Annotated in this window: 8 protein-coding genes; 4 read left to right on the forward strand and 4 right to left on the reverse strand. The window is 73.5% G+C overall.

Annotated elements, in window-relative coordinates:
* Positions 1–953: 953 nt before the first annotated feature.
* Positions 954–1274, reverse strand: coding sequence for a MazG-like family protein (locus ACZ6O2_RS35545; RefSeq protein WP_466026072.1), 321 nt, complete (start codon positions 1272–1274; stop codon positions 954–956).
* Between the two features lie 114 nt (positions 1275–1388).
* On the opposite strand from ACZ6O2_RS35545, the gene gdhA reads away from it, so the two are divergent.
* The gene (gdhA, locus tag ACZ6O2_RS35550) at positions 1389–2726 is read left to right on the forward strand and encodes an NADP-specific glutamate dehydrogenase (RefSeq protein WP_350712662.1); all 1338 of its coding nucleotides are present in this window, start codon (positions 1389–1391) and stop codon (positions 2724–2726) included.
* Positions 2727–2802: 76 nt separating this feature from the next.
* Here gdhA and ACZ6O2_RS35555 read toward each other — a convergent pair whose 3' ends face one another.
* From ACZ6O2_RS35555 to ACZ6O2_RS35565, 3 genes are read right to left on the reverse strand one after another with little or no spacing between them, the layout of a single operon-like run.
* On the reverse strand, positions 2803–3282 hold the full coding sequence (locus ACZ6O2_RS35555) for a roadblock/LC7 domain-containing protein (protein WP_466026073.1): 480 nt from the start codon (positions 3280–3282) through the stop codon (positions 2803–2805).
* On the reverse strand, positions 3279–5876 hold the full coding sequence (locus ACZ6O2_RS35560; RefSeq protein WP_466026074.1) for a helix-turn-helix transcriptional regulator: 2598 nt from the start codon (positions 5874–5876) through the stop codon (positions 3279–3281). Before ACZ6O2_RS35560 ends, ACZ6O2_RS35555 begins: the two co-directional genes overlap by 4 nt.
* A 5-nt stretch (positions 5877–5881) precedes the next feature.
* Positions 5882–7156, reverse strand: a complete 1275-nt coding sequence (locus ACZ6O2_RS35565) for an Hsp70 family protein (RefSeq protein ID WP_466026075.1) — start codon at positions 7154–7156, stop codon at positions 5882–5884.
* 296 nt (positions 7157–7452) lie between these two features.
* Here ACZ6O2_RS35565 and ACZ6O2_RS35570 point away from each other — a divergent pair, with 296 nt between their 5' ends.
* The 3 genes from ACZ6O2_RS35570 to ACZ6O2_RS35580 all read left to right on the forward strand — a co-directional run bounded on the left by ACZ6O2_RS35570 (position 7453) and on the right by ACZ6O2_RS35580 (position 11748).
* Entirely contained in the window at positions 7453–8337 is an 885-nt protein-coding gene (locus ACZ6O2_RS35570) for an IniB N-terminal domain-containing protein (RefSeq protein ID WP_350712666.1), read from the forward strand.
* A 103-nt stretch (positions 8338–8440) separates the two neighbouring features.
* Positions 8441–10282 (forward strand): dynamin family protein, encoded by a 1842-nt coding sequence (locus ACZ6O2_RS35575; RefSeq protein WP_466026076.1) that lies wholly within the window; start codon positions 8441–8443, stop codon positions 10280–10282.
* Entirely contained in the window at positions 10279–11748 is a 1470-nt protein-coding gene (locus tag ACZ6O2_RS35580; RefSeq protein ID WP_350712668.1) for a dynamin family protein, read from the forward strand. Before ACZ6O2_RS35575 ends, ACZ6O2_RS35580 begins: the two co-directional genes overlap by 4 nt.
* Positions 11749–11908: the final 160 nt, after the last annotated feature.

Below are 11908 nucleotides of genomic sequence, written 5' to 3' on the forward strand. Positions count from 1 at the left end.
AACACACCACCGGCAAAGGCCAGGCCAGCGATACCGAGAACGCTCTTACGCATGATCGTGTTCATCAGATGCTCCATTCGGGGGTTGGCACCACACGCCGAAGGGGGTTCAGCGGGGCGCAAGCACCGTCCGGCGCTCAACAAACTCAAAGGGGATCCGACGTCACGCGCCGGGAAGAATCAGACCGGCCATCTGAAAACCACGGGAGTGGCCTGTGTCGCGGGGGCGGGGGGTCGCCCTTCGCTGGCCGGGACCATGTGTAACGACCGGCGACCCACCATCATTCCGGGGCCGGGGCCGGGGCCGGGGCGCTGCGCCAGCCCGTCGGGGGGCGGCGTTGGTCTTGCTCGGTCGTACGCAGGGTGTAACGACCCCGGCCCGGCCACGATTCCGCCCCCACGATGCCCCCGGTCACACCCCGAAACCGGACCCACGGGACACCCGCCACCCGGACCCTGTCGAGCTGCCCGCACAGACGGGACACAACCGGACCCCACGGGTGCCGCCATCTTCTCCCTGTCGAGCTGCCCGCACAGATGGGGCACGCGTGCCCTGGCGGGAGATCGCGCCTGGTGTGACGGGTGGTCCCACAGACGGGGCAGCTCGACAGCGCCCACCGCACCCCACCCGCCGGACCGGTCAAAAGCGGCCGACGGGCCGCGACCCCGCGGTCGACACCGGACGACGTCCGGCCTGGTGACGTTGAGGATCTCGTTGCAGCCCTCGCCTACGCATCGCCGTCGCCTCCCGACGGGCCTCCCGACGGCCCGTTTGCCGGATAGCGGACATCCAGGCACGGACGGTGCGCGACCACCGACGGGGTGTGGCCCGCCGTGCCCGGCGCAGGGATCAAGCCTGACCGCCCGGAGCCGGGCACGGTGGGCCACACCCCCACCACCACGCAGAGCGACGCAAGGCAAACACCCGCACGGAAGAAGGCCAGGACCCGAACCTCAACCAGGAGGAGGCCCCACCCGCCCCCGGACCTTGGCCGCACACGAGCCGAGCACCGTTGCCGCGTCCAGCCCGAGGCTCTCGATGGCGACCAGCGCGGTGAACGCCACGTCCGCCAGTTCCGCCGCCACCTCGTCCCGCGTGTGGGTGACGCCCTTGCGCGGATTCTGGCCGAGCAGACCGATCCAGGCGCCCGCCGCCTCCCCCGCCTCCTCGGTGAGCTTGAGGATCCGGCAGGTCATTTCGGCCTGTCCGGTGCCGTTGGCGGCGTCCAGCCAGTCGCGCGAGGCCCGGACCGCGGCCCAGATCGAGTCGTCCACGGCGAATAGTGAACCGGACGAAGGTCACGGTCCGTATCCCGGGACGGTTGGCGGGTACGCGGGTGCCGGGTGGTAGCAACGTGGCTACCAGCAAGTAGTGAAGGGACGTGTCCTATGCCGGAGTCCGTGGAGACGGTGTTCAACAGCGTGGTCGCCCGCAATCCGGGAGAGCCGGAGTTCCACCAGGCGGTGCGCGAGGTGCTGGAGAGCATCGGTCCGGCCCTGGCCCGGCACCCCGAGTACACCGAGGCGAGGATCATCGAGCGGATCTGCGAGCCGGAGCGGCAGGTCATCTTCCGGGTGCCGTGGGAGGACGACCGCGGCCGGATCCTGGTGAACCGGGGTTTCCGGGTGGAGTTCAACAGCGCGCTCGGCCCGTTCAAGGGCGGGCTACGTTTCCACCCGTCGGTGTACCTCGGGATCGTGAAGTTCCTCGGTTTCGAGCAGATCTTCAAGAACGCGCTGACCGGGCTGCCGATCGGCGGCGGCAAGGGCGGCGCGGACTTCGACCCGAAGGGGCGCTCCGACCGCGAGGTGATGCGGTTCTGCCAGAGTTTCATGACCGAGCTGTACCGGCACATCGGCGCGGAGACCGACGTGCCGGCCGGGGACATCGGCGTGGGCGGCCGGGAGATCGGCTACCTGTTCGGCCAGTACAAGCGGATCACCAACCGGTACGAGTCGGGCGTACTCACCGGCAAGGGCCTGGCGTACGGGGGCGCGCAGGTGCGCCGGGAGGCGACCGGCTACGGGGCGGTGTTCTTCGCCGAGGAGATGCTGCGGCAGGCCGGGGACGGCCTGGAGGGCAAGCGGGTGGTGGTGTCCGGCTCCGGCAACGTGGCGATCTACGCGATCGAGAAGGTGCACCAGCTCGGCGGGAAGGTCGTCGCCTGCTCGGACTCGTCCGGCTATGTGCTCGACGAGAAGGGCATCGACCTGGAACTGCTGCGGGAGCTGAAGGAACGGCGCCGGGCGCGGCTGGACGACTACGCGCGGCACGTGCCGCACGCGGTGGCGGTCTCCGGTCGTACCGTCTGGGAGGTGCCCTGCCAGTTGGCGCTGCCGTGCGCGACGCAGAACGAGATCGGCGGCGCGGAGGCCGCGGCGCTGGTGGCCGGCGGCTGCGTCGCGGTGGTGGAGGGTGCGAACATGCCCACCACGCCGGAGGCGGTGCGGATCCTGGGCCGGGCCGGGGTGCGGTTCGCGCCGGGCAAGGCGGCCAACGCCGGCGGGGTGGCGGTGAGCGCGCTGGAGATGCAGCAGAACGCCAGCCGGGACTCGTGGACCTTCGCCGAGTCGGAGCAGCGGCTGCGGGGCATCATGCGGAACATCCACGACCGCTGCTGGGCCACCGCCGAAGAGTACGGCCTGCCCGGCGACTACGTGGCCGGGGCGAACATCGACGGGTTCCGCCGGGTGGCGGAGGCGATGCTGGCGCACGGCCTGATCTGACTATGAGGCTGGCCTGGTCCGGCGTCAGCGGGCTCGACGCCGGGTGGTCCCGCTGGTCGATGTGCTCGTGCGGCGGTCAGCGGTGGGTCACCGACGGACCCGGCCAGGTCGGGGCCGGGCCGGAGCCCGCACCGGTGTCCCCGCCCCGCACCGTCGAGGCCGCTTCGAGGCGCACCGGCAGGTGCCGTTCGGCCTGCCCGACGAAGAGCGCCACCTCGTACGCCATGTCGCCGACCTCCGCGTCACCGCCCATCAGGACGGTGAGGATCGCCCCGTTCCGGGTGGTGGCGGTGAACAGGAACGCCCGGGACATCTGCACGACGACCTGACGCAGCGCCCCACCGACGCACACCCGGGCCGCGGCCAGGCCGAAGGCCTCCAGTCCCCCGACCACACTGGACAGTCGCCCGGCGAGCTCGTCGTCGACACTCCGGGAGACGCCGAGCGGCAGCCCGTCCGGGGACAGCACCACCGCGAACTCTGCCCCCGGCACCCGGTCGACCAGGTCGTTCAGCGCGTCGCTCAGGCTGCCGACGCTGACCACGGAAGGCGTCATCTGTCGTCGTCTCCTTGCTCTCGTGACCGGGACCTCGACGGCGTCCGTACCGGCCAGGGCTGCCGAGCCGCGCCGGCCGACCGGTCGGCGAGGATCGTCCGCAGCAGGGACAGCAACTCGGCCCGGTTGGCGCAGTTGAGCCGGGACCGCATCCGCGCCACGTGGTGCTCCACCGTCTTCGCCGAGATGAACAGCCGGTCACCGATCTCGCGATAGGTCGACCCGGCGAGCACCAGCTCGGCCACCTCCCACTCGCGCTCGCTGAGGCGGTGCCCCGCGGGGCTCGCGACGGCGTCGGCGAGTCCGCCCGGAGGGCGCTGCCCGCCCTTGGCCCCGGCCGGGCGTCCCTGCAGCATCCGGGCGCAGTCCAGCAGGGTGGTCATCGCCCGTCGGTCCGAGGTGCGGATGGCGGCCTGGCCGGCGAGCCGAGCGCCGTCCCAGCACAGCCCGGCGTCGTGCAGCCCCCGGGCGGCGGCCTCCACCCGGACCGGGTCGACCGTCCCGCGCAACACCTCCACCCAGCAGGCGGCGGCTGCGGCGACCACCGTGGCGTACCGGTTGTGGTCCGCCGCGCCGAGCAGGGCGGCCACATGGTCGTCGGCCGTCGTCGGTCGCTCGGCGAGGATGGCCGCGTGCAGGCCACTCCAGTGCAGGGGCACGGTCCACAGCGGCGGATCGCCGAGCCGGGCCAGCAACTGCCGCGCCTGGCGCAGGTACGGCTCCAGCCGGCTCAGGTGGCCCAGGCGGGCCCCGGCGATGGCCAACTCGCCGAGCGGCAGCAGCGTGAACAGGTCGACCGGGTGGCGGACCAGCGCCTCCAGGGCGGCACCCCAGCCCCGCTGGAGCGCGCCGAGGTCGCTGTTGCGCCGGGCGATCCCCATCTCCATCGCCCTGGCGAGGAGCAGGTCGCGCGATTCGAGCGGCCGGCCGCCGGCGGTCACCGTGGCAAGGTGGTCGGCCGCGAGGCCGGTCCGTCCTCGGACCATCGCGATCCAGGCCTGCAGCAACCGGTGCCGCCGGGCCAACAGCGGACCGCCGATGCCGCTGGTCACTGCCCGGTCGAGCACCCCCTCGGCGATGTCCAGTTCGCCGCAGTGCATCGCCGTCAACGCGGCGAGCGCGGCCGGGCTGTCCGGCAGGAGCACCGCCCGGCCTGCCGGCTCCAGCAGCGCCGCTGCCTGCACGAGGGTGGACAGCGCGGTGGTGGGTGGTCCGGCGACGCTGTCCCGAATTCCGTCGGCCATCAGCCGGGCGGCGCTGTGGTGCAGGGTGGGCGGTCCACCGGCACGGTCGTCCGCCGGCGGGTCCGCTGCGTCGACCTGTTGGCCGACGGCGAGTGCGCCGAGGGCGGCGAACGCCTCCGCGGTGGCGCCGCCCGCCCACCGGTACAGCTCCACGCTGCGAACGCCCTGGCCACGGTGTGCGAGCGCCGTCGCGGCGACCACCGCCGCCTCCACCTGCTCGGCTGCGGGTGCCGCGGCGAGCAGCCGGTCCGCCAGCCGCAGGGCGAGGTCGAGGTCACCGGCGAGCGCCGCGGCGACCGCCTGCCGGACGGCGGCGGGCCGCCCGGCGGCCGTGGCCGCGGCGAAGAGTTCCGCCGCGACCGCGGGCTCGCCGGCCAGCGCCTCCTCGGCGGCGGCCTCGAGCGTCGGTGCCGGGCACTCGCCGGCCACTCCGGCGGCGAGCAGCGAGCGGACCAGCGGGAGCACCGGCCCACCCCGGGCCAGCTGCAGTTGGGTGAGCCGGAGCCAGACCGTGGTGCGCTCGGTGACCGGGCTCAGCGCGGTCACCGCCCGCCGCACGATCGGCGCGAGCCGGCCGTCCGCGCCGAGCAGCCCGGCCGCCCGGGTCGCGCCGATCAGCTCGTCCACCTCGACCAACTCCCGGTCGAGCAGCGCGCCGAGCAGGTCCACCGGCAGCGGCACACCGGCCGCGACGGCCAGCAGCAGCCGCCGGACGTCGGGAGCCAGGTCCTCCAGATCCGGCCCGAACTCGAGGATGACCGGCCGGGGCGGCTCCGTGGGAACGCCCGGTGGCCCCTGCTGGCCGCGCAGCCCGCGGACCAGCCGCTCGACGTAGCGGGGCACACCGCCGGTCTGCCCGTGCACGAAGTCGACCAGGTCGGGCTGTCGGCCGAGCTCCGGCGCGCAGGCGAGGTAGGCGGCGGTCTGCTCTCTGGTGAACGGGGTGAGCAGGACCAGGTGCCCGTCCCGCCGCAACGCGTCGGCCAGCTCGACCAGCGCCGCCGGCCGGGGCCACGGTCGGTAGCCGACGACCAGGCGGTGCCGGCGGGCGGTCACCAGGTGGCGCAGCGCCCGAAGCCGGGCGTCGTCCAGCAGCTGCGCGTCGTCGACCAGCAGCACCATGTCCGGGTCGACCGCGTCGGGCTGGTCGGGCGCGCTCTCGAGGACGGTGCACCCGGCCCGCCGGTAGACCGCGGCCAGTTCCTGGAGGTAGGCGCTGCGGCCGTGGCCGCCGGGGCCCGTCACGCCGAGCACCAGCGGCGACGCCGGAGCCGCCGCCACCGCGTCGAGCAGGCCCTGCGGCCGCCGGTCCAGCACCAGCCGGTGCCCGGCGACGCCGCTCATGGTCATGCTGGTCATCCTCTGCCGCCCCGCCGGCGGGCCAGCGCCAGGCGGGACGCCTTCGGCAGTTCCAGAGGGGCGAACCGGACCGGGGGGCGCGGTGGTGGCTCGCTCCCGACCCCGCTGTGGTGATCAGGTCGGTGCTGCGGCGCGACGGCCGGCGCGCCGACGCGGCCGGCGGTGCCGGCCGGGGCCGGGCCGTCGTCCCGCCCCTCGCGCCGGGGGCGCGGCGACACCATCTGACAGGCGGCGAGGGCCGCGCCCGTCGCGGCGGTCAGCTGCGGATCGGGCTCCACCTCGACCGGTACCGGAAGGGCCGCGGCGAGCAGCTCGGCGATCAGCGGGATCCGGGTGGACCCGCCGGCGAGCAGGACGCCGTCGAGCTGCGTCGGCGCCAGCCCACCGGAGTGTACGGTCCGCAGCAGCAGGTCGATCGTCGCCTGCACCGCCGGGCGGATCATGCCTTCGAACTGCACCCGGCTCACCGGCACGCGGGCCGGCCCGCTCGGCAGCGTCAGGAGCACGTCGGTCTGCGTGCCGACGGTCAGCTCACGCTTGGCCCGCTCGCACCCGGGCAGCAGCCCGCGCGGCGGGTCGTACGCCTGCCGGGGTGCGGTGCCGCCGAGGTCACGGGTGAGTGCGGTGCGCACGTGCTCGGCGAGCGCCTCGTCGAAGTCGGCACCGCCGATCCACTCGAGCCCCTGCGGGAAGCCGAAGGTCTCGTACGTGCCGCGTGGGGTGCGGCGGACGAGGGCCGCCTCGAAGGTGTTGCCGCCCAGGGCGTAGACCGCGGCGGCGCTGCCCGGGAAGCCCCGTGCCGCGTGGCTCTCGGCCACGGTGACAGTACACGGAATCAGCGTCACGTGGCCCAGGCCGAACTCCCGCAGGGCGACGTGCAACAGCTCGCGCCGATGCCGGCCCCAGCCCGCCGGGTGGCTGAGCACGACGGCCTGGGCGGGCTCGCCCTCGCGATCGCGCACGCGTTCGACGACCCACGACGTCAGCACCGCGGTCAGCGTCTGCGGTGGACACGCCTCGCCGGCGAGCATCAGGGGCACGTCGTCGCCGACCCGCCGCACGAAGCCCCGGGCCGTCCGGGCCCCGTCGTCGGCGCCGGGCTCGCCGACCGTGAGCCTGCCGTCCAGGGCGAGGTGCAGCACCGACGGCACGATCACCGACCCCGCGCCCAGCGGGACCCCCTCGGGGCGGCTCCAGGTCGCGCCCTGCCGCCGGGCAACGGCGGCCGCGGTGTTGGTGCTTCCGATGTCTATCCCCAGGACGTACGGCATGCGCATTCTTCCCTCACCGCGAGTCGGCCGGTCGGGGCGACGGCGTCCACACCGCGCGGCGACCACCCCCGGCAAACCCCGTGGGCTCCTACGTTCGTACCAGAGATCACTCCGGCATCAGGACCCTAAATCAGGCCGGGACGGGACCCCCATTCCCCCTAACGTACGAGGGGACGCGTGCCCTAATCCGGCGGGGCGGGTCGGGGGCTCGTCCCCGATGACCGGGACCGGTCACCGGCAATAGCGTCGGTGTCGACGATCAACGGTCGCCGACGCACATCGAGGAGATCCCGCACATGACCCTGCACGACTTCGTGCTCAATCTGCTCACCGACGCCGACGCCAAGGCGGCGTTCGACCTCGACCCGGAGGGCGCGCTGCAGGCCGCGGGCCTCACCGACATCACCCCCGCCGACGTGCAGGACGTCGTCCCGCTGGTGGTCGACTACGCCCCGACCCAGGGGCTCGCCCCGGTGGCTCCGGTGACCGGTCAGCTCGGAGCCGACCCGCTCGTGGCAGACGTCACCGGCGCCGTCAGTCAGCTGCAGACGGCGACGCCGGAGCTCAGCATCGGCGGCTACAGCGGCCTGGACGTCAAGGCCGGTGTGCTCGGCGCCATCACCGTCGACCCGGCGGCCGTCGGCGTCACGGCCACCGTACTGCCCGGGATCGGCCTGGGCGTCGGGCAGAGCGGTCTCGACACCAACCTCGTCGGGGTGCACGACCTGGCGCACACCCTCGACGCCGACGTGGTCGGCGCGGTGGACACCACGGCCGACCCGGTGGTCGGGGATCTGGCCGGCACGGTCGGCAACCCGGGCACCGTGCTCGACGCCACCGACCACGGCCTGCTCGGCACCCCGGACGGCCTGCTCGGGGGCGCGCTGTCCGGCGCCGAGGGCCAGGTCGGCGGGATCGTCGGCTCGCTGGGTGGCGACGACGCGCTGGGCGGGCTCGGTCTGGGCGACGGCGGCACCGGCCTGGTCCCGCCGGTCGACGTGCCGTCGACTGTAGGCGGCGTGACGGGCCAGGTGGACGGCGTCCTCGGCGGCGTGACCGGCGCGGTCGGCGGCGTGACCGGTGACGTCACCGGCGGTGTGAGCGGCAAGGCCGAGGTCCACGGCGAGGTCTCCGCCTCCTCCAGCGGCGGGCTCCTGGGTCTCGGCGACGGTCTGCTCTGACCGTTTCCGGACGACGGCGAGAAAGCCGGATCGCGGACGGCGATCCGGCTTTCTCCGCATCCCTCTTGATATTTGAGCCGAAATCCGCACACTTGGTGCGGTGATGGCGGGGATCTGGTTGGACGTGCTCGACGGAATCGCCCGCACGTGCCGCGAACACGGACGGGGCGACCTGCTCCAAGCCGTCCGCGACAAGCGCGTCCAACTGCTCGACCCGACCCTGCGCGTCCTGGTCGTCGGCGAGCCGAACCAGGGTAAGAGCCAGTTGGTCAACGCGATCGTCAACGCTCCGGTCTGCCCGGTCGGGGACGGTTCCACCACTGTGCTGCCGACGGTCGTGCGCCACGGCGAGGTCGCCTCGGCGGCGGTGGTCCACACGCCGCCCACGGCGGGCCCGGTCGACGCCGGGACCGTCGAGCGAACCGCGGTACCGGTGGACCGGATCGCGGCCGCGGTGGCCGGCACGCTCGGGCGTCGGCCCGGCGGCGGCCCCGCGCACGTCGAGATCGGACTGCCGCGCGCGCTGCTCGGCGCCGGACTGGTGCTGGTGGACACCACCGGCAGCGACAAGGCGACCGCGATCGGTGGCGGCGCCCCGATCGCCGCCGTGAGTCGTGCGGACGCGGTGCTGCTGGTCTCCGATTCGACCCGGGAACTCTCCGTCGCCGAGATCAACATGCTGCTGCACATCACCCGGTCGCACCCGAACGTCGTGGTGGTGCAGACCAAGACCGACCTGGTGACGGACTGGCGTACCGTCGCCGAGCGCAACCGGCGACACCTCGCCGAGGCAGGCGTACCGGCGGCGCTGATCCCGGTCTCGTCGGCGTTACGCCTGCGGGCGGCCGTCACCGACGACCGCGAGCTCAACGCCGAGTCGGGCTTCCCGGTGCTGATCGCCCGACTCCAGCGGGACCTGGCCGGCAAGGCCGATCCGCTGGCGCGCGCCTCGGTGGCGTTGACCGCTCGAACGGTGGTCGAACAGCTCGCCGCGCCGCTCCGCGCCGAACTGGAGAGCCAGGAGGCGCAGCAGCAGTCCGGCCCGATCTCCCAGCTGCACGCGGCCCAGCGGGAGGTCGACGAGTTGCGCCGCTGCTCCACGCGCTGGCAGAACACCCTCAATGACGAGATGGGCGACCTGCTCTCCGACATCGAGTACGACCTGCGCGACCGGACCCGCCAGATTCTGCGAATGGTCGACGAGGCGTTCGACACGGCGGACCCGCTCGTCGCCTGGGACGCCTTCCAGGACTGGCTCGAACGCAGCCTGGCCGACGCGGCGGAGGCGAACCACGAGTGGCTGGTCCAGCGCTGCGACTGGGCCGCGCGCCGGGTGGCCGCCAACTTCGCCCGGTACGGCTACGACGTGCTGCCGCCCTGGTCGGTGACCATGCCGGAGGACCTCGGCGACCGGCTGCCGGAGATCGAACGGCCGCACATCGACCGGTTCACCGCGAGCCAGAAGGTGATCACCGGCATGAAGGGCTCGTACGGGGGCCTGCTGATGTTCGGCCTTGCGCTCACGCTGGCCGGCATGCCGATGATCAACCCTGTCTCGATCGGCGCCGGCGCGCTGTTCGGCGGCAAGAGCATCCACGACGAGAGCAGACAGCTGCTCCGCCGCCGCCAGTCGACGGTCAAGACGGCGATCCAGCGCCACGTCGACGACTACTTCGTCCGCATGAACAAGGACTACCGGGACACCGTCCGGCAGGTGCAGCGAATGCTCCGAGACCACTTCACCGCGCTGACCGAGGAGTTGCAGGAGGCCATCATCCAGTCGTTCCGCACCGCCAAGCAGGCTGCCGACACCGACATGGCCGTCCGCGAGCAGCGCCAGCGCGAGATCCGACTGAAGATGACCCGGCTGGCCGCGCTCTACGACCAGGCCCAACAGTTGACCGGGGCCCGGACCGCCCCGGCGGGGCTGGGGTCCCCCGCATGACCGTCGGCCTGCGGCTCGACGAGGCGGTGTGGGGGCTGCTGCAGCGCGCCCTTCAGCTCTACCGGGACAACCCCCGGGCCACCGCTGGTCTCCGCCACCAACTGGCGCGGTTGGAGCAGCCGCTGCGCATCGCGGTCGCCGGCCCCTGGCGTTCCGGGAAGTCCACGGTGCTGAACGCCATCATGGGCGAAGAGGTCGCACCCGTCGGCGACGCGGACGGCACCGACGTCTTCACCTGGTACGAGGACGCGCCGCAGCCACGCGCCATCGCCTACTCGACCAGTCACCCGCCCCAGGAGCTGGCGATGGTCAAGTCGACGACGGGGATGCGGGTGGACCTCGTCGGCTGGCGAGCCGGCGAGCTGCGCGACATCGTGGTGCGGTGGCCCACCCGGGCCCTGCGGCAGGTGACCCTCATCGACACGCCCGCGATCACCGGCGTGGACGAGCACGGCCGGGCGCCGGTGATGGACCGGGTCCTGCGCGACGCCGACGCGGTGTTGTACCTGACCCGGGACGGTCGCGGCACCGACCTGAGGGTCCTGGAGACCAGCCGGGAGAGCGCCGTCGGCCAGGCGGCCCCGGTGAACGTCGTCCTGGTGCTGTCCCGGGCCGACGAGACCGGCGGCGGACAGATCGACGCCCTGCTCACCGCCCGCCAACTCGCCCGCCGGCAGTACCGCGACCCCCGCGTGAACGCGCTCTGCGTGGACACGGTGGCGTGCAGCGGGCTGATCGGCCTGGCCGGCCGAGTGCTCAGCGAGTCGGATTTCGCGGTGCTCGCGCAGTTGGCCGGCGTTCCCCGCGAGGCCCTGGAGCCCCACCTGCTCTCGGCCGACCGCTTCGCTGGCGGCGAGCTACCCGTACGGCTGGACGCCGAGGTACGCGCCGCGCTGCTCGACCGGCTCGGCCTCTTCGGGGTCCGGCTCGCGACCACCCTGGTCCGTACCGGCTGCGACAACCGGGCCAAGCTGTCCGCCGAACTCATCCGCCGCAGCGGCCTGACCGAGCTGCGCGAGTCGGTGAACCGCCTCCTCATCGACCGGCGGGACGCGCTCAAGGCGCGCTCGGCGATGGTCGCCGTGGAGGCACTGCTGCGAGCCGAGCCCGAACCGGGCACCGATGAGCTGCTCACCATGCTGGAGCAGATCCTCGCCGGCGCGCACGAGTTCCGGGAGCTGCGACTGCTCGCGGCGTTGCGGAACACCCGGCTCGGATTCGACACCGAGTTGGCCGAGGAGGCACGGCGGCTGGTCGGCGGGGACGGCGTCGGCCTGGCCGCGCGGCTCGGCGTCGAACACGGCGCGACCACGCAGCAGCTCTGGGATGTCGCCGCCGACGCGCAGTGGAGCTGGCGGAACCGGGCGGAGGACAGCTCGCTCCGGCTGACCCAGCGGCGGGGCGCACAGGTCGTGGTCCGCAGCTGCGAGGGGATGCTCGCCGAGCTGGCCGAGGGTGGCCGCTGACGGCCGGATGTGAGGACGCCGCTGGCCGGTACCCCGTGCGGGGTACCGGCCAGCGGCATCATGCGCCTGTGTGTCAGTTGTTCCAGTGTTCGGCGACGAGGTCGGCGGCCTGCTGTTCCCACTGGGCGTAGTGGTCGGGGTACGCCGACACCTGCACGGT

The sequence above is a fragment of the Micromonospora sp. NPDC048040 genome, assembly GCF_055587185.1.

Bases quoted from the DNA above. Each gene is read 5' to 3' on its own strand.
- gdhA (WP_350712662.1), top strand. From the start codon at position 1,389: ATGCCGGAGTCCGTGGAGACGGTGTTCAACAGCGTGGTCGCCCGCAAT.
- ACZ6O2_RS35555 (WP_466026073.1), bottom strand. From the start codon at position 3,282: ATGACGCCTTCCGTGGTCAGCGTCGGCAGCCTGAGCGACGCGCTGAAC.
- ACZ6O2_RS35580 (WP_350712668.1), top strand. From the start codon at position 10,279: ATGACCGTCGGCCTGCGGCTCGACGAGGCGGTGTGGGGGCTGCTGCAG.
- ACZ6O2_RS35565 (WP_466026075.1), bottom strand. From the start codon at position 7,156: ATGCCGTACGTCCTGGGGATAGACATCGGAAGCACCAACACCGCGGCC.
- ACZ6O2_RS35570 (WP_350712666.1), top strand. From the start codon at position 7,453: ATGACCCTGCACGACTTCGTGCTCAATCTGCTCACCGACGCCGACGCC.
- ACZ6O2_RS35575 (WP_466026076.1), top strand. From the start codon at position 8,441: ATGGCGGGGATCTGGTTGGACGTGCTCGACGGAATCGCCCGCACGTGC.
- ACZ6O2_RS35560 (WP_466026074.1), bottom strand. From the start codon at position 5,876: ATGACCATGAGCGGCGTCGCCGGGCACCGGCTGGTGCTGGACCGGCGG.